Origin of the sequence: Bradyrhizobium sp. LMTR 3 (assembly GCF_001693485.1) — a bacterium.
Lineage (GTDB): Bacteria > Pseudomonadota > Alphaproteobacteria > Rhizobiales > Xanthobacteraceae > Bradyrhizobium.
This window is the reverse complement of record NZ_MAXC01000004.1, coordinates 121,736-138,916: the sequence shown is the minus strand read 5'-3', so window position 1 is coordinate 138,916 and position 17,181 is coordinate 121,736. Positions and strand designations below refer to the sequence as shown.

The following is a 17,181-nucleotide window of genomic DNA, read 5'->3' as shown; positions in this document are numbered from 1 at the left end:
ATCGCGAAATCCCGCCAGAAACGGAATTCCGAGCTTACAGGTTTCCCTTGCGCTTATCCGTTTCACCGGCCGCGAGCGGCTTCGGTGCCGGTTCGCGCACGGGATAGAAGGTGTAGGATAGCGTAATCGTCTTCAGTCCGTCGTTCTCGACGTCTTTCGCCAGCGCCGGATCGACGTAGAACACCACGGGCATCTCGCGCTTCTCGCCGGGGCCCATGGTCTGTTCGGTGAAGCAGAAGCAGTTGATCTTCTGGAAATAGGCGCCGACGGTGAGCGGCGCGACGTTGTAGGCGGCAACGCCGGCGGTGGCGCGCGCGGCCTGGTTGGTCACGGTATAGAAGACGGTGACGACCTCGCCGATGCGGACTTCGATCTCGTTCTGCTCGGGCTCGAATTTCCAGGGCAGTCCGGGGCCGACATTGGCGTCGAACCGCACCGCGATCTTGCGCTCCAGCGGCGCGTCTGACGGTGCCGAGGTCGCAACCTGTGTGGTGCCGTTGAAGCCGGTGGCGCGGCAGAACCAGTTGTAGAACGGCACGGCCGCATAGGACGCGCCGACCATCAGCACCACGACGAAGCCGCAGATCGAGGCGACGGCCGCATCGCGCGTCAAGGTACGGCGCGAGGCAACCCTCTCGCCTTCCGCCCTGCCCTCGCTGATCTGCGGGTCGTTCTGCATCTCAATCACAACGGACGGACGAGAACGCCCGGCCCCTTGACCATGGTGACCGCGAAAAACAGCACGACGAGGACACCGAGCGCGAGCGCAATGGCGATCGAGCGATGACGGCGGCTCCGCTTCTGCGCCTCGGTGAGGACGATTCCATCTGGCTTGCGCTTGTCGTCCATAAGCGTTCCATGCGCCCCCTACCCGACCATAGCTGCGACGGCGCGAATCACGACCTCGAGCAGGAGCGTCGCAAACAACGCGAACAGATAGAGGATCGAGAAGGCAAATAGCCGGCGGGTGGCGCGCTGCGCCTGCTTGCCTTCGCGGTGGCGATAGACCTCGATCGCGAGCCACATCATGCCGGCACCGAGCGCCAGCGAAGTGACGCCGTAGACCGCGTCGAAATAGCCGAGCGGCCAGGGCGCTGCGGCGATGGCGACCAGCACGATCGTGTAGAGCAGGATCTGCAGCCGTGTCGCGTCGGGCCCTGCAACCACGGGCAGCATCGGAATCCCGGCGCGGGCATAATCGTCGCTGCGGAACAGCGCCAGCGCCCAGAAATGCGGCGGGGTCCAGAAGAAGATGATGAGGAACAGGAGCAGCGGCTCCATCGCCAGCGAGCCGGTGGCCGCGGCCCACGCCACGACAGGCGGCAGCGCGCCGGCGGCACCGCCGATCACGATGTTCTGCGCGGTCCAGCGCTTCAGCCACATGGTGTAGATCACGACGTAAAAGAAGATCGTGAACGCCAGCAGTCCGCCGGCAAGCCAGTTGACGAGGACGCCGAGCGTCATCACCGCGAAGAACGCCAGCGTCAGGCCGAACGCCATCGCTTCCGCGCTCGTGATGCGTCCGCGCGGGATCGGCCGGTTGGCGGTGCGCGTCATCAGAGCATCGATGTCGCCTTCCAGGGCCATGTTCATCGCGCCAGAGGCGCCGGCCCCGACGGCAATGCAGAGAATAGATGTGAAGGCGATGACCGGATGGACGTGGCCGGGCGCAATGAAGAGGCCGACCAGCGCGGTGAAGATCACGAGCGACATTACCCGCGGCTTCAGCAGCGCGAGGTAATCACCGACATCAGCCTCGGAAATCCGAGGCAGGGCATCGATGGCGTTGTGGTCGACTACCGACAAGATTTATCTCGCTTCACTAAAGCTGCGGCGCGCAACGATGGCGCGCCGCGAACAACCGTTTACTGCACGCGCGGCAGCACTTCGAACTGGTGGAAGGGCGGCGGCGACGTCAGCGTCCATTCCAGCGTGGTGGCACCGGCGCCCCACGGATTGTTGGCAGCCGCCTGCTTCTTCATGAAGGCATCGACCACGCCGTAGATGAAGATCAGCACGCCGAAGCCCGAAATGTACGAGCCGACCGAGGACACCAAGTTCCAGCCCGCGAACGCGTCGGGATAGTCGACATAGCGGCGCGGCATGCCCGACAGGCCGAGGAAGTGCTGCGGGAAGAACACCAGGTTGACGCCGATGAAGGTGACCCAGAAGTGCAGCTTGCCGATGGTTTCCGAATACATGTAGCCGGACATCTTCGGGAACCAGTAGTACCAGCCCGCGAAGATCGCGAACACCGCGCCCAGCGACAGCACGTAGTGGAAGTGCGCGACCACGTAGTAGGTGTCCTGCAGCACGCGATCGACGCCGGCATTCGCCAGCACGACGCCGGTGACGCCGCCGACCGTGAACAGGAAGATGAAGCCGATCGCCCACAGCATCGGCGTGCGGAATTCGATCGAGCCGCCCCACATCGTGGCGATCCAGGAGAAGATCTTCACGCCGGTCGGCACCGCGATCACCATGGTGGCGGCGACGAAATAGGCCTGCGTCGCGCTGGACATGCCGACCGTGTACATGTGGTGCGCCCACACCACGAAGCCGATGCCGCCGATCGCGACCATGGCGTAGGCCATGCCGAGATAGCCGAACACGGGCTTGCGCGAGAAGGTGGAGACGATCTGGCTGATCATGCCGAAGCCGGGCAGGATCAGGATGTACACTTCGGGGTGGCCGAAGAACCAGAACAGATGCTGGAACAGCACCGGATCGCCGCCGCCGTCGGCGGAGAAGAACGTGGTGCCGAAATTACGGTCGGTGAGCAGCATGGTGATGGCGCCGGCGAGTACCGGCAGCGACAGCAACAGCAGGAACACCGTCACCAGGATCGACCAGACGAACAGCGGCATCTTGTGCAGGGTCATGCCCGGGGCGCGCATGTTGAAGATCGTGGTGATGAAGTTGATGGCGCCGAGAATCGAGGAAGCGCCAGCCAGATGCAGCGACAGGATCGCGAAATCGACCGCCGGTCCCGGATGGCCCGAGGTCGACAGCGGCGCGTAGATGGTCCAGCCCGCGCCGACGCCGTTGGCGCCCGGTTCACCCTCGACGAAGGTGGACATCAACAAGAGCGCGAAGGAGGCCGGCAACAGCCAGAACGAGATGTTGTTCATGCGCGGGAACGCCATATCGGGCGCGCCGATCATCAGCGGCACGAACCAGTTGCCGAAGCCGCCGATCATCGCCGGCATCACCATGAAGAAGATCATGATCAGGCCGTGCGAGGTCACGAACACATTGTAGGTGTGGGATTCGTGGAAGAACTGGACGCCGGGATACATCAGCTCGATGCGGATCGCGATCGACATCGCAGCCCCGATTATGCCCGCGAAGATCGCGAAGATAAGGTACATCGTGCCGATGTCCTTATGGTTCGTCGAATAGAGCCAGCGCCGCCATCCGGTCGGATTGGCATGCGCATGGTCATCATGGGCGTGATCGTGGTGTGTCGCTGCGGTCGTTGCCATTTTGTAATCCTGCCTTGCAGTCCCCTTTTCGGACCTTTTCAGGTCCGGTCGCCCTTGTCCCTTGCTTGTCCCTTGGCCCGCGCCCTACTGCGCGGCCTGACCAGCCGAGGCGTAGGTATTCGCCGGGTTGGTCGCATATTTCTTCTTCGCCGCCTCAACCCACTCCGCGAATTCCTGATCGCTCACCACCTTGACCGCGATCGGCATGAAGGCGTGATCCTTGCCGCACAGTTCCGAGCACTGACCGTAATACATGCCGGTCTTGGTCGCCTTGAACCAGGTCTCGTTGAGACGGCCGGGGATCGAGTCGATCTTGATGCCGAACGAGGGCACCGCGAACGCGTGGATCACGTCGGCGCCGGTGGTCTGGACCCGGATCACCTTGTTGACCGGCACCACCATTTCGTTGTCGACGCCGAGCAGGCGCGGTTGCTTGTCCTGCGCCATCAGCGAATCGAACTCGAACTTGCCGTTATCCGGGTAGGCGTAGCTCCAGTACCACTGCTTGCCGGTGACCTTGACGGTCAGGTCGGCCTTGGGAACGTCGAGCTGCTGGAACAGGAGACGGAACGACGGCACCGCGATGCCGACCAGGATCAGCACCGGGATCAGCGTCCAGGCCACCTCGATCAGCGTGTGGTGGGTGGTCCGGGAAGGGACCGGATTGGCCCTGGCGTTGAACTTCACGACCACGATGACCAACAGCGCCAGCACGAACAGGGTGATCAGCGTGATGATCACCAGCAGCAAATTATGGAAGCTGATGATGTTTTCCATCACCGGGGTCGCGGCTTCCTGCAGCGTGATTTCCCACGGCTTCGGCTGCTGCCCAAAAGCCGTCCCGCCGGAGACGAGCGCCATGCCCGCTACCGCCAACCCCAGCAACCGCCGGCCCATCAGGCCACTCGACATCTTCATGCCGCTCGCGCTCCTTTAGAAATAATCCCCAAAGCATTTCGGCCGGATGGCCGGAAATGCCGCACGATCCGCCCTCACAAACGGCCTACCGGAGGTACTTTGGAAGTACACCTTCGAAAGTACCTGCAACAGTATTGCTGCGGCACCCCGGGCCAGATCGTTAGAACGCGTCGAAATCCAGCCTCTCAAACCATAATTCTAAGGCTCTCGCAATGCAGTAGTGGGGCGCAAAGCCATGCGTCACCTGCTATTCGCCGGACGTCGGATTTTCCTGACAAATCAGGCAAAACCTGCCGTTTGGCAGCCCTGCACCGCTTGACAGCCCGATTGCCGGATGTAGGCACACTCACGGCGCTCCCGAGCGACCTGATTCGCTTGGGTCCGATGGTCCTCGACGGCGCGGATTGGCTCCCGGACTGCCTTCAAGGCGCCGTCATTGCGTATCAGTCCGGGTAAGTCCAGTTACAATATGTGCTGCCGGCGCTGCCGGAAATCGTGAGAGGATCGACCCGGATGGGGCGTTCGAAACATAGGGCGCGACGACATCAGGCAGGATATCGCCTGGAACCGGCCCGCTGGCTCGGCGGCCTGCTCGCCGTGGCCTTCCTGCTCGGCTTAACCCAGGCGGCGAGCGCGCAAGGCGCGGTGCGGTCGGTCCATGGCGACTGGCAAATCCGCTGCGACACCCCGCCTGGTGCCCAAGGCGAGCAATGCGCCCTGATCCAGAGCGTGGTCGCCGAGGACCGCTCGAACGCCGGCCTGACCGTGATCGTGCTGAAAACCGCCGACCAGAAGAGCAAGCTGATGCGGGTGGTCGCCCCCCTCGGCGTGCTGCTCCCCTCCGGTCTTGGGCTCAAGCTCGACAACCAGGACGTCGGCCGCGCCGGGTTTGTCCGCTGCCTGCCGAATGGCTGTGTCGCCGAGGTGGTGATGGACGAAAAGCTGTTGGGCCAGCTCCGGGGTGCCAAGACGGCGACGTTTATTATTTTTGAGACGCCCGAAGAGGGCATCGGGTTTCCGCTCAGCCTGAACGGGCTGGGTGAGGGATATGACAAGCTGCCGTGAGGGCGAGCCGATAGCTCCGCAAGATTCGGCCGATCGACTCAACCGGCACTGCCGTAGTAATCGAGCAGCCGGCGCGCCTCAATGGAAAGCCAGTCTGCTTCACCGCTGATATAGCCTTCGACTTGCCCGGTGATGCCGATCAGGAAGGTAATGGGCATGCCATAGAGCGCGAACGGCGTGTCGGCCTGGCCGCTTGCGCCGGCTCTTGCCACAAGCCCTTCCGGATCAAGCCCGATCGCGAGGCGCCGAAGCTTCAACCCTTTCACGAAAGGCGCAACGACCGAGCGGTCGCGATCCGTTGCCACCGCGATCACCGCGAGATTCCTGACGTCGCTCGCCGCCAGGCTGTCCAGCATCGGCAGTTCGGTCCGGCAGGCCGGACACCAGGTCGCCCAGAAATTGACGAGCACCACCTTCCCTCTCAAGGAGGTCAAATCGAGCGCGCCGCCGGAGAGACGCGGGATAGGCACGGACGGGACAGGCCTCGCGCCACGAAGCTGGATGAACTGATGCCGGGAGGTGGCGAATGGCGGCGGACCTTCGGCCTGGGCGCGCCTGGATGCAGCCGACATCGCGACCGAGGCGCCAGCCCCGAGCATCCCTGCAACGACAGTGCGACGTGTTAGCCCGCGATGTGGCGTCATGGCGCGTGTCCGTTTGTCATGACCGGATGTAGGACCAGCCGGCTTCCTGCAATTCGATAATGCGTCCGGGCCCGCTCGGCACCAGGTCGACGTGATCGATCAGCGTGATCGGACGGCCCTCGCTGCGCTGCATGCCCTGCTTCGTCGCATCGCAGACCACGAAACGGATGTTCGGATTCACCGCCCTTACCACCTGCAGCATATCCTTCACCGGCGACGTGTCGGCACGGAACATGTGAACGCCGGCATTGTAGGCAACGACCTCGATCATAAACGGCTCGTTGCGCTCCTGATAGTATTTCGGAAGGTTGAGCGAGGTCGAGATCAACGCCCGCATCGTGGTGGGATCGTCGCTATTGATCGGCAGCACCAGCCGATGCACCGGAGGCAATGCGCGCTTCGCCTCCGGTTTCGAGACAGCGGAGCCCGGCTCGGTCAGCAACAACGTTACGACCAGCGGCACGATGAAGGTCAGAGCCAGCCCGACCCATTTAATTACCCGGCGGATAGACAGGCGCATCGCCGCTGCTTCAAAACGCCTTGGCGAAAGAGGCAATCGCCTCACGCTCAGAATAGGCCACGAGCGCGTTGAGCGCGAGCAGGACAATCGCCGGTACCGGCGATCCGCCGATGACGAACAAGTGCGTGATCACGGCGCCGATCATGATGCAGATCAGCAGCAGCGCGCCGAAGCCGGCCTTTCGTGGAAGCAGCAGCAGGATTGCCCCGATGATCTCGAGACTGCCGGTCAAATAGCGAAACCATTGGCCGAGCCCAATGTGGTGAAACTCGTCCACCATCATCGGCACGCCGTAGAGTTTGACGCCCCCGGCCCCCAGAAACGCCAGCGCCAGCAATCCTCTGACAATCCACACGCCAACATGGGTCCAACGGCGCCCGGCAGGTACAGCAATCTCCGACATCGAATACTCCCGAAAGTTTGAGAAGCGGTCCCCAGGTGTCCAAGACTTAAGGTGCCCAAGGCTTTCAAAATCAAAATTCGGTACTAAGATGAAATTGACAAGTAGGATGATTTTTCTGGGGTAGTATGAAAAAGCAGACTAATGAGCCCGCACTGTCCGAATGCCCGGCAGCGCCGCAGCTTCAGCGCGCCCTTCGCGTGCTTTCCGGCAAGTGGAAGGGCGAAATCCTCTGGCAGTTGGTCGGCGGCAAGCGCCGGTTCGGCGAATTGCGGCGCGCCATTCCCGACGTGACGCAGCACATGCTGACCACCCAATTGCGCGATCTCGAAAACGAAGGCCTGGTGAAGCGCACCGTGTTTCCCGAAGTGCCGCCGCGGGTCGAATACGAAATGACGCCTGCGGCGAAGGACCTGAAACCCGTGTTCGACGAGCTGTCCCGCTGGGCCAATGCGCATGGCAGGCTGGAGTCCGATTCGGAGGCTGCGAATGCGGCCGGCAAAGCGCATGACAAACAGCCGTGAGGGGCCCTCCCCTTTTGCTGCGGTCGTGACTATCTTCCACCACCGTCGTCTCTACGAACGCAGGGACCCATAACCACAGATGTCCGCGTTGTAATGTGAACTCGCCGGACGTCTGCGCTTACAATTGGCGCTTGTGGTTATGGGTCGTTCGCGTTCGCGGGGACGACAGCGAACATTCGCATCGGAGCCTGCATGACCAACCTCGCCACCACCTCCCTGCTCGACCGCGCCAATCTCGACCGCGATTCCGTCAGACGCGAGATCACGCGGGGGCTTTTAGGCGCCGACGACGGCGAGCTGTTTCTGGAATACGGCCAGACCGAAGCGCTCGGCTTCGACAATGGCCGGCTGAAGCAGGCGACCTACGACACCTCGCAGGGATTTGGCCTGCGCGCGGTGAAGGACGACGCGGTCGGCTACGCGCATTCCTCCGACGTGTCGCTGCCGGCGCTAATTCGCGCGGCGGACGCGGTCGCCGCGGTGCGCGGCGGCTACAGCGGCAATTTTGCCGCTGCTCCCGCGCATACCAACGTTCGGCTTTATGGCGACGAGAATCCTTTGGATGCGCCGGGGTTCGAAGCCAAGGTCAAGCTGCTGGCAGAGATCGACGCCTATGTCCGCGACAAGGATCCGCGGGTGCGGCAGGCTTCCATCAGCCTGGGCGCCACCTGGCAGGTGGTGGAAATTTTGCGGCCTGACGGCGAAAGCTATCGCGACATACGCCCACTGGTGCGCGTCAACATTTCCGTGGTCGCCGGACAAGGCGACCGGCAGGAAAGCGGCAGCAAGGGTTATGGCGGCCGCGAGGGCTATGCGCGCTTCATCGAAACCAAGGCGTGGCGCGAGGCTGCCGACGGCGCGATCCGCGAGGCGCTGGTCAATCTGGAATCGGTGCCTGCACCCGCGGGCGAAATGGACGTGGTGCTTGGCGCCGGCTGGCCCGGCGTGATGCTGCATGAAGCGGTCGGTCATGGGCTGGAAGGCGACTTCAACCGCAAGCAGACGTCGGCTTTCGCAGGACTGATGGGCAAGCAGGTCGCGGCCAAGGGCGTCACCGTCGTCGACGACGGCACCATCGCGTCGCGGCGTGGTTCGCTTTCAATTGACGACGAGGGCACGCCGACCAACCGCACCGTGCTGATCGCGGACGGCATTCTGGTCGGCTACATGCAGGACCGCCAGAACGCGCGGCTGATGAACATGAAGCCGACCGGCAATGGCCGTCGCCAGAGCTACGCCCACGTGCCGATGCCGCGCATGACCAACACCTATATGCTGGCGGGCGAGCGCGATCCGGCGGAAATCATCGCTTCGGTGAAGAAGGGCGTTTATGCCGCGAATTTCGGCGGCGGCCAGGTCGACATCACCTCGGGCAAGTATGTGTTCCAGTGCACCGAGGCCTACAGAATAGAGAACGGCAAGCTCGGCGCGCCCTTGAAGGGCGCTATGCTGATCGGCAACGGGCCGACCGACCTGCACCGCATCACCATGGTCGGCAACGATCTGGCGCTCGACACCGGCATCGGCACCTGTGGCAAGAACGGCCAGGGCGTGCCGGTCGGCGTCGGCCAGCCGACGCTGCGGATGGAAAGGATCACGGTCGGAGGAACGGGCTAGTGAGCGACGAGAAACTGGTAGGTGATCAAAAGGACGCTTCTCTCGGCAAGGTGGCGAGCTGGCGCGCCCAGGCCGTGCAATTGGCGGCGATCGTTGCCGTCGTCTTCATCGCCAAGGGCGCGCTGGCCGAGCCGTTTTACGTGCCGTCCGGCTCGATGGAGCCGACGCTTCTGATCGGCGATGCGTTGCTCGCCTCGAAATATCCTTACGGCTACGGCGCGGCGTCGCTGCCGATCCAGATCACGCTACCCGAGACCGGACGCCTGTTCGGCGAAACACCCAAGCGCGGCGACGTCGTCGTGTTCCGCTGGCCGGGCGACCGCTCGCAGGCCTGGGTCAAGCGCGTGGTCGGATTGCCGGGCGACCGCATCCAGTTGCGGCAGGGCCAGCTCTTCATCAACGACCATGCCGCGATGTTGAAGCCGGACGGCCTGGCGCAGGCCGAAGACGACCGCGGCAACACCGAACGGGCCTATCGCTTCGTCGAGACGCTGCCGAACGGCGTCAGCCACGCCATCTTCAAGATGCGCGACAATGGAAGGCTCGACAACACGCCCGAGGTGACGGTGCCGCCGGGCAAATTGTTCGTGCTCGGCGACAACAGGGACAATTCCGCCGACAGCCGCGTCTCCGTGCGCGACGGCGGCGTGGGACTATTGCCGATCGACAATCTGATCGGCCGCGCCGATGCCGTGGTCGGCTCCTGGGATCTCGGCATGCGCAACCAGCCGGTATGGACCTGGCTGTCGGGTTTCCGGCTGGCGCGGTTTTTTACCTCCGTGCATTGAGCGGGAAGTAGGGTAGGCAAAGGTGCATATGCGCCGTGCCCACCATCTCGCCGGCGATCAAGCTAATGGTGGGCACGCTTGCGCTTTGCCCACCCTACGGCGCCAGCCATGACCTTCGACGACGTCCGAAAAATCGCGTTGGCCTGGCCGGAGGTCGAGGACGGCACTTCCTACGGCACACCGGCCTTGAAGGTGCGCAAGAAGATGCTGGTGCGGCTGAAGGAGGACGGCGACAGCCTGGTGATGCCGGGCGTGCCAAGGGATGAGCGCGAGATGCTGGTGGAAAGCCAGCCGAAGGTATTTTACTTCACCGATCACTACCGCGATTATCCGATGGTGCTGATCCGCCTGTCGAAGGCCAGCCGCACCATCGTCGAGCCGTTCCTGCGGCGACACTGGCTCATGCTGGCGTCGAAGAAGGCGGTGAAGGAATTCGACGGGAATTTGTAGAACTTGTAGGGTGGGCAAAGCAAAGCGTGCCCACCAATTTCCCATCGCGAAACAAGATGGTGGGCACGGCGCAAGCGCGCCTTTGCCCACCCTACAAACGACCGACGGCGCTTTGATGAATCAAGCCGAATTCCTCACCGCTGCCTTACGCAACCCGGCCAACGAAATCATCACCGAGGAACTGTTTCGGCTGTCGCTGCCGGACGCGTGGCTGGTCTCCGGCTGCCTGGTGCAGACGGTGTGGAACGTGCTGACGAGGCGCGCGGTCGATTACGGCATCAACGATTACGACGTGTTCTATTTCGATCCCGATACGTCCTGGGAAGCCGAGGATGCCGTCATCCGCACGCTGGCGCAGCGCTTTTCAAGCCGCGGCATCGCGGTCGAGGCGCGCAACCAGGCGCGCGTGCACCTCTGGTACCCGGAGAAACATGGCCTGCCCTACCCGCCGTTGCGTTGCTCGACCGACGGCATCGATCGCTTTCTGACCAAGAACACCCAGATCGGAATCCGGCGCACGCGGGATGGTTATGAGGTTTACGCGCCGAATGGTTTTGATGACGTCGCCGGGCTGATCGCGCGACCGAATCCGGGCACGAATTTTTCTGCGTCGAATTACGAGGCGAAGGCGAAGCGCTGGAAGGCGCTGTGGCCGGAGATCACAGTGCTGCCGGTGGATGCACCATGACAATCATCGTCGTCCCCTGCGCACGCAGGGACCTATAACCACTGATCTTTGTGCTCGCGAAAACTGAGGCCACAGCCAAGCACACAACAGGCATTCGTGGTTATGGATCCCCGCGTTCGCGGGGACGACGGCTGTGGATGCGGCGCTACCTCACCACCCCCGAGGTAAACCCCGCCTTCCTTCGCGGCGGCTTGATGTCCTTCTTCAGGAAGCAGTGCGCTTCCTTCCCGGCATAGCCCGGCCGCGCGTAGGTCCAGGCGCGGCACTTGTTGTCGGCGGCGCAGGCTGCCTTGCAGGCGTCATCGCCGTCGCCGTCCTTGAGGTCGAAATTCTTGTAATCGCCGCCGACACGGTCGATTGAGGTTTCAACGCTGTCATTGCGGCGCTCGACCACGCCGGCGCCGCGCACGCCGGAAACGCAGCAATCGCCGCTCTTGATTCGGGGCGGCACGCTGCCCTTCAGCCAGCAGACCGCGCCCTTGATCAAGCCGGTCGGATAATTGAAGCTCCAGGCGCGGCAGCGCCGATCGCGCTCACAGATCAGCGCGCATTCCGCCGGATCGCCCGAGGTCACGGGCGCGCTGAGATAATCGCCGCCGGGACGGTCGAAATTGGCCTGCGCCAGCGCCGGGCGCGCGCATACGGCCGCCGCCAAGAAGGCGAGCGCCACCATACACGCCCTGAGCAGGCGACCTGTCTCCATCTGCGGTTGCTTTCGAATGCGCGTTGCCAGCGCGGGATGACTTTCCTCGAAAAGTCGTCCCGCCCTCAGCCCATTGATTCAGCATGATTTTTCGAAAGACTGGCAGGCGGCCGTTCGGATCACGCTGGATCGGCTGTCATTTGAGCGCCATCAACCTGTACGGCGGATGAACGGCCCGAACACCAGGCAACCCGTTTAATCAGAACGCGTATTCCTGATAGACCGGCTCCACGGAGCCACCCCAATCGCCGTTGAATTTATCCAGCATCTCTTCCGCCGGCGTGCGGCCCGCTTCGAGGATGCGCTCCAGCGGTTCGAGGTGGCGGCTCTCGTCGCGGCCGGAGTGGTCGACGCGGTTGCGCCGCCGCAAGCCCGCATGCGACAGCTTCAGGCATTCCTTCGCAACCTCGAACAGATAGCGGTCCTTGATCCTGGCCTTGAAGCCGAAGCGCGGGACGTCGTCGCGCAACGCCTGACGCTCCGCGGCGGTCCAGTGGCTGACCAGCTCCCAGGCCGCGTCGAGGCTGTCATTGTCGTACAACAGGCCGACCCAGAACGCCGGCAGCGCCGGCAGGCGGCCCCACGGCACGCCATCGGCGCCGCGCATTTCCAGATAACGCTTCAGGCGGACTTCCGGGAAGATCGTCGACAGATGATTGGCCCAATCCGATATCGTCGGGCGCTCGCCGGGCAACGAATTGTTGCGGCCCTCGAAGAAGGCGCGGAACGACGAGCCGGCGACATCGATATAGGTCTCGCCCCGCTTGACGAAGTACATGGGCACATCGAGCGCGTAGTCGACCCAGCGCTCGAATCCCATGCCGTCCTCGAATACCCACGGCAACATGCCGGCGCGCGCGTTGTCCGTGTCGCGCCAGATCTCGGAGCGAAACGACAGGAAGCCGTTGGGCTTGCCCTCGGTGAACGGCGAATTGGCGAACAAAGCGGTCGCCACCGGCTGCAGCGCGATCGACACCCGCAGCTTCTTGACCATGTCGGCTTCGGAGGAGAAGTCGAGATTGGTCTGCACCGTACAGGTCCGGTACATCATGTCGATGCCGTACTGGCCGACCTTCGGCATGTAGTTGGTCATGATCTTGTAGCGGCCCTTGGGCATCACCGGGATCTGCGACCGCGACCAGGACGGCGTCATGCCAAGCCCGAGAAAGCCGATGCCCAACGGCGTCGCGATCTCGCGGACCTGCGCCAGGTGCGCCATCAGCTCGGACTGGGTCTGGTGCACGTTCTCGAGCGGGGCGCCCGACAATTCGAACTGCCCGCCCGGCTCCAGCGAGATCGCGCCGCCCCCGGTGACGTCATACAACCCGATGATGTTGCCGTGCTCCATGATCGGCTCCCAGCCGAGCAAAAGCTGCATGCCTTCGAGCAGCGCGCCGATGCCGCGCGCGCCTTCATACGGCACGGGCTGGCGGCCCTCCAGCGTGAACGGGGTCTTCTCATGCTCGGTGCCGATGCGGAACTCGGACGGCGGCTTGATGCCGGCCTCGAACCACGCGACGAGTTCGTCACGCGATTGCAGCGGCGTCATATCGATCTGGTCACGCGCCATGAAAAAATCCGGATATCTGGCGATTCGACCGAACGCGCCGTGTGGCTGAAGGGGTGCGGACGGCGGCGTCCGCACCAACGAAACGTATCAAAGATGTCATCGCGCCGGCACGCCGTCGCGGGCAGCCGCCGCCTTGACGTCGGAGCACGAGCAGCCCAGCCGGTCGAGCAGACCACAAAGCTTCATGGCGTCGACATCGGACAGTTTGGAGCCGACGTGCTTTTCGATCGCCGCCGAATAGGCGCCCCACATCCTCTTCTGCAACTCGCGCCCGGCTTCGGTGATCTCCACGAACTGGCCGCGCTTGTCGATCTTGCATTCGCGCCGCGCCGCCAGGCCCTCGTCCACCAAGCGGTCGATCAGCCGCGAGGTGGAATATTGCGGGATCAGCATCTGCTTTTCCAGCTCTACCGGGCGCATCTCGCCGGACGGGGCGCGCGACAGTTCCAATAGCGCATCATACCAGGCCAGCGGCGGAAAGCCCGCTTTCTTCAAATCCTGTTCGACGGCATCGAGCACCCGGCTCTGCACCCGCATCAGGCGGATCCAGGCGGCGGTCGCCTCGGTCGATGGTTTGCGTTTCATAGCCTAATCCGTATCTGTCACAGATCAGTGTACCGCACTAAATGCAGGTGCATCAATCTTGACTATTCCATGCAGATGCATTTAGTCAGCCCGCCAATAATTACGAGGGAAGGAAAAATCCAATGAAACTGTATTATTCCCCGGGCGCCTGTTCGCTGTCCCCCCATATCGCGCTTCTCGAGGCCGGTCTGCCCTACGACCTGGTCAAGGTCGACCTGCGCGCCAAGAAGCTGGAGAATGGTGACGACTTTTTGAAGGTCAACCCGAAGGGCCAGGTGCCGGCCCTCGCCCTCGATTCGGGCGAACTGGTCACCGAAGGGCCAATTATCGTCCAGATGATCGCCGACAAGGCGGGCAAGAACCTGGCACCGCCCCGCGATTCGGACGAGCGCTACAAGCTGCTGGAGTGGCTGAACTACATCACGACCGAACTGCACAAGAATCTCGGGCCGATGTTCTCGCCGTTGCTGGCCGACGACGCCAAGCCGTTTTTCAAGGATCGCGCCATGAGCAAGTTCAAGTACCTGGAAACGGCGCTGGCCGGGCGCGACTACCTGATGGGCAAGCAATTCACCGTGGCCGACGGCTATCTGTTCACCATGCTGATGTGGGCGACCGACCGCTTGAAGTTCGATCTCTCTGATATGCCGAACCTTCTTGCCTACAAGGCCCGCATCGCCGCGCGCCCGATGGTGCAGGAGGCGATGACCAAGGAAGGGCTGCTGAAGGCGGCGTGAACGCTCCACGGATTGCGGAAAAAGCGAAAGGGCCGGTTCGATGATCCGGCCCTTTTGCTTTCGTCATTCCGGGGCGATGCGAAGCATCGAACTCTGATGCGCAATTGCGCATCTGAGAATCTCGAGATTCCGGGTCTGGTCCTTCGGACCATCCCGGAATGACGAAGGAGAGCGTTACGCCGCCTGCTTCTTCGGCGGGAAGCGGCCGTAGAAGGTCTCGCCGCTCGCCGCCATATCTTCGAGGAGCTTCGGCGGGGTGAAGCGGGAGCCGTATTTGGCCTCGAGCTTGTGGCAGAGCTCGACAAACTTCCGCGTGCCCATGAAGTCGATATAGGACAGCGTGCCGCCGGTGAACGGCGCGAAGCCGAAGCCCAGGATCGAGCCGACATCGGCCTCGCGCGGGTCGGTGATGACGTGGTCCTCCACCGTGCGCGCGGCCTCCACAGCCTGCACCACCAGGAAGCGCTGCTTCAATTCCTCGACGTCGATCGTGTCGGGGTCGAGCTGCTTGGGCTGCAGCGCGGATAGTCCCGGCCACAGGCTCTTCTGACCCTTGCCCTTCTCGGGATAATCGTAAAAGCCCTTGGCATTCTTGCGCCCCAGGCGGCCCTGCTTCTCGACCAGCTCCACCATCAGCTTCTTCTGGTCGGGGTTGATGGCGTTGGGGCCGAGATCGGCTTCGGTCGCCTTGATGACCTTCAGCCCGAGATCGAGGGCGACTTCATCCGACAGCGACAGCGGACCTACCGGCATGCCGGCCATCTTGGCGCAGTTCTCGATCATCGCCGGCGGCACGCCTTCGAGGAACATCTCGTTGCCTTCGGCGATGTACCGGCCGACGCAACGGTTGGCGTAGAAGCCGCGGGAATCATTTACGACGATCGGCGTCTTGCCGATCACGCGCACATAGTCGAGCGCGGCGGCGAGCGCGACATCGCCGGTGCTCTTGCCGAGAATGATTTCGACCAGCATCATCTTCTCGACCGGCGAGAAGAAATGGATGCCGATGAACTTGCCCTGATCCTTGAAGCTTTCGGCGAGCGAAGTGATCGGCAGCGTCGAGGTGTTGGACGCGAAGATCGCGTCAGGCTTCAGATATTGCTGTGCCTTGGCGAAGGTTTCCGCCTTGACCTTGCGGTCTTCGAACACCGCCTCGATGACGAGGTCGCAATCCCCTAGCGCAGCGTAATCCGCTGATGGCGTGATGCGCGCCAGCAGCGCGTCGCGATCACCTGCCTTGGCGCGGCCCTTGGCGATCTGCTCGTCGATCACCTTCTGCGCATGGGCCTTGCCCTTGTCGGCGCTTTCCTGGTCGCGGTCGATCAGGACGACGTCGAGGCCCGCGCGCGCCGAGACGTAGCCGACGCTGGCGCCCATGAAGCCGGCGCCGATCACGGCGATCTTCTTCACCTTGGTCGGCGGCACGTTCGCAGGCCGCCGCGCGCCCTTGTTCAGTTCCTGCATCGACAGGAACAGGCTGCGGATCATCGCGGCGGCTTCCTTGGAGCGCAGCACTTGCGTGAAGTAGCGCGACTCGACGCGGAGCGCGGCGTCGATCGGCAACTGCAGGCCCTCATAGACGCAGCTCATGATGGCGCGCGCCGCCGGATAATTGTCGTAGGTCTCGCGGCGGTAGATCGCATTCCCCGCCGGGAACATCATCATGCCGGCCTTGGAGAACACCGGCCCGCCCGGCAGCTTGAAGCCCTTCTCGTCCCAGGGCGCGACCGCCTTGCCGCCACCCTTGATCCAGTCCTTCGCCGCCTTGATCAGGTCGGAAGCCGGCACGATGGCGTGGATCAGGTTCAGCGACTTGGCCTTCTCGACGGTGACCGGGTCGCCCTTGAGCAGGATCGTCATCGCGTCCTGCGGCGGCACCAGGCGCGGCACGCGCTGGGTGCCGCCGGCGCCCGGGAACAGACCGACCTTCACTTCGGGCAGGCCGAGGCGAGTTTTGGGATTTTCAGCCGCAACGCGGTAGTGGCAGGATAGCGTCACCTCAAAGCCGCCGCCGAGCGCCAGCCCGTTGATCGCGGCCGCCCATGGCTTGCCGCAGGTTTCGATGCCGCGCAGCACCAGCGAAAAGCGCCGGCTCTGGTCGAACAGCATCTGGTTTGCGGCAACCTCGCCCTTTTCCTTGAAGACTTTCGCGTATTCCTTGTTCATGCCCTCGAGCATGGAAAGATCGGCACCGGCGCAGAACGCTTCCTTGCTTGAAGTAATGACCACGCCCTTTACCGCGGCGTCCGCCGTGGTCTGTTTCAGGATCTCCTCGAGCTCGGTGGTCGAGGTTTCATCGAGCACGTTCATCGAACGTCCCGGAATGTCCCAGGTGACGAGCGCAATGCCGTCGGCGTCGGTCTCGAGCTTGAAATTCTTGAAGGCCATGTTGTGCTCCCTCGGTGCCGGCAGCCGATGTCAGGCGCGGCGGTTGTGTCTGTGATCTCGTAGGGTGGGTTAGCGAAGCGTAACCCACCGCTTCTTTCG

The 17,181-nt window shown here is 63.1% G+C and carries 19 protein-coding genes; 7 read left to right on the top strand and 12 right to left on the bottom strand.

The annotated features are described in order from the left end of the window. Window positions 1–34: 34 nt before the first annotated feature. From LMTR3_RS04900 to coxB, 5 genes are all read right to left on the bottom strand, one after another. Window positions 35–679 (bottom strand): cytochrome c oxidase assembly protein, encoded by a 645-nt coding sequence (locus LMTR3_RS04900; RefSeq protein WP_065743957.1) that lies wholly within the window; start codon window positions 677–679, stop codon window positions 35–37. Window positions 680–684: 5 nt separating this feature from the next. After that, window positions 685–849: a cytochrome c oxidase system small membrane protein gene (locus LMTR3_RS04895; protein WP_065726586.1), complete on the bottom strand. Its 165-nt coding sequence runs from the start codon at window positions 847–849 to the stop codon at window positions 685–687. An 18-nt stretch (window positions 850–867) separates the two neighbouring features. Continuing rightward, window positions 868–1,806, bottom strand: coding sequence for a heme o synthase (locus tag LMTR3_RS04890; RefSeq protein ID WP_065743956.1), 939 nt, complete (start codon window positions 1,804–1,806; stop codon window positions 868–870). Between the two features lie 59 nt (window positions 1,807–1,865). Next, on the bottom strand, window positions 1,866–3,485 hold the full coding sequence (gene ctaD, locus LMTR3_RS04885; protein WP_065743955.1) for a cytochrome c oxidase subunit I: 1,620 nt from the start codon (window positions 3,483–3,485) through the stop codon (window positions 1,866–1,868). 84 nt (window positions 3,486–3,569) lie between these two features. Beyond that, window positions 3,570–4,403, bottom strand: a complete 834-nt coding sequence (gene coxB / locus LMTR3_RS04880) for a cytochrome c oxidase subunit II (RefSeq protein ID WP_065743954.1) — start codon at window positions 4,401–4,403, stop codon at window positions 3,570–3,572. Between the two features lie 513 nt (window positions 4,404–4,916). On the opposite strand from coxB, the gene LMTR3_RS04875 reads away from it, so the two are divergent. Next, on the top strand, window positions 4,917–5,468 hold the full coding sequence (locus tag LMTR3_RS04875; RefSeq protein ID WP_065743953.1) for an invasion associated locus B family protein: 552 nt from the start codon (window positions 4,917–4,919) through the stop codon (window positions 5,466–5,468). 38 nt (window positions 5,469–5,506) lie between these two features. Here the strand turns inward: LMTR3_RS04875 and LMTR3_RS04870 are convergent, their stop codons facing one another. The 3 genes from LMTR3_RS04870 to LMTR3_RS04860 are packed head-to-tail and all read right to left on the bottom strand — an operon-like array spanning window position 5,507 to window position 7,035. Beyond that, complete coding sequence (locus tag LMTR3_RS04870; protein WP_065743952.1) at window positions 5,507–6,112, bottom strand: TlpA family protein disulfide reductase; 606 nt, start codon at window positions 6,110–6,112, stop codon at window positions 5,507–5,509. Between the two features lie 16 nt (window positions 6,113–6,128). Continuing rightward, window positions 6,129–6,632, bottom strand: a complete 504-nt coding sequence (locus tag LMTR3_RS04865; RefSeq protein ID WP_065743951.1) for a DsrE family protein — start codon at window positions 6,630–6,632, stop codon at window positions 6,129–6,131. Window positions 6,633–6,642: 10 nt separating this feature from the next. Further along, window positions 6,643–7,035: a DoxX family protein gene (locus tag LMTR3_RS04860; protein WP_065743950.1), complete on the bottom strand. Its 393-nt coding sequence runs from the start codon at window positions 7,033–7,035 to the stop codon at window positions 6,643–6,645. A gap of 125 nt (window positions 7,036–7,160) precedes the next feature. Here LMTR3_RS04860 and LMTR3_RS04855 point away from each other — a divergent pair, with 125 nt between their 5' ends. From LMTR3_RS04855 to LMTR3_RS04835, 5 genes are all read left to right on the top strand, one after another. Beyond that, the gene (locus LMTR3_RS04855; RefSeq protein ID WP_065743949.1) at window positions 7,161–7,556 is read left to right on the top strand and encodes a winged helix-turn-helix transcriptional regulator; all 396 of its coding nucleotides are present in this window, start codon (window positions 7,161–7,163) and stop codon (window positions 7,554–7,556) included. A 192-nt stretch (window positions 7,557–7,748) separates the two neighbouring features. Then, the gene (tldD, locus tag LMTR3_RS04850; RefSeq protein ID WP_065743948.1) at window positions 7,749–9,173 is read left to right on the top strand and encodes a metalloprotease TldD; all 1,425 of its coding nucleotides are present in this window, start codon (window positions 7,749–7,751) and stop codon (window positions 9,171–9,173) included. Continuing rightward, window positions 9,173–9,961, top strand: a complete 789-nt coding sequence (gene lepB, locus LMTR3_RS04845; protein WP_502686602.1) for a signal peptidase I — start codon at window positions 9,173–9,175, stop codon at window positions 9,959–9,961. The genes tldD and lepB overlap by 1 nt, the downstream gene beginning before the upstream one ends. Before the next feature lie 108 nt (window positions 9,962–10,069). After that, window positions 10,070–10,411: an MmcQ/YjbR family DNA-binding protein gene (locus LMTR3_RS04840; protein WP_065743947.1), complete on the top strand. Its 342-nt coding sequence runs from the start codon at window positions 10,070–10,072 to the stop codon at window positions 10,409–10,411. Window positions 10,412–10,526: 115 nt separating this feature from the next. Beyond that, the gene (locus LMTR3_RS04835; RefSeq protein ID WP_065743946.1) at window positions 10,527–11,099 is read left to right on the top strand and encodes a nucleotidyltransferase family protein; all 573 of its coding nucleotides are present in this window, start codon (window positions 10,527–10,529) and stop codon (window positions 11,097–11,099) included. A gap of 145 nt (window positions 11,100–11,244) precedes the next feature. On the opposite strand, the gene LMTR3_RS04830 is transcribed toward LMTR3_RS04835, so the two are convergent. The 3 genes from LMTR3_RS04830 to LMTR3_RS04820 all read right to left on the bottom strand — a co-directional run bounded on the left by LMTR3_RS04830 (window position 11,245) and on the right by LMTR3_RS04820 (window position 13,957). Further along, on the bottom strand, window positions 11,245–11,772 hold the full coding sequence (locus LMTR3_RS04830; RefSeq protein WP_141686479.1) for a PAN domain-containing protein: 528 nt from the start codon (window positions 11,770–11,772) through the stop codon (window positions 11,245–11,247). 229 nt (window positions 11,773–12,001) lie between these two features. Next, window positions 12,002–13,372 (bottom strand): glutamate--cysteine ligase, encoded by a 1,371-nt coding sequence (locus LMTR3_RS04825; RefSeq protein WP_065743944.1) that lies wholly within the window; start codon window positions 13,370–13,372, stop codon window positions 12,002–12,004. Window positions 13,373–13,468: 96 nt separating this feature from the next. After that, window positions 13,469–13,957 (bottom strand): MarR family winged helix-turn-helix transcriptional regulator, encoded by a 489-nt coding sequence (locus LMTR3_RS04820; RefSeq protein WP_065743943.1) that lies wholly within the window; start codon window positions 13,955–13,957, stop codon window positions 13,469–13,471. Window positions 13,958–14,079: 122 nt separating this feature from the next. Between LMTR3_RS04820 and gstA the strand changes: the two genes are divergently transcribed. Beyond that, window positions 14,080–14,694, top strand: a complete 615-nt coding sequence (gene gstA / locus LMTR3_RS04815) for a glutathione transferase GstA (protein WP_065743942.1) — start codon at window positions 14,080–14,082, stop codon at window positions 14,692–14,694. 174 nt (window positions 14,695–14,868) lie between these two features. On the opposite strand, the gene LMTR3_RS04810 is transcribed toward gstA, so the two are convergent. Continuing rightward, on the bottom strand, window positions 14,869–17,082 hold the full coding sequence (locus LMTR3_RS04810; RefSeq protein ID WP_065743941.1) for an FAD-dependent oxidoreductase: 2,214 nt from the start codon (window positions 17,080–17,082) through the stop codon (window positions 14,869–14,871). Window positions 17,083–17,181: the final 99 nt, after the last annotated feature.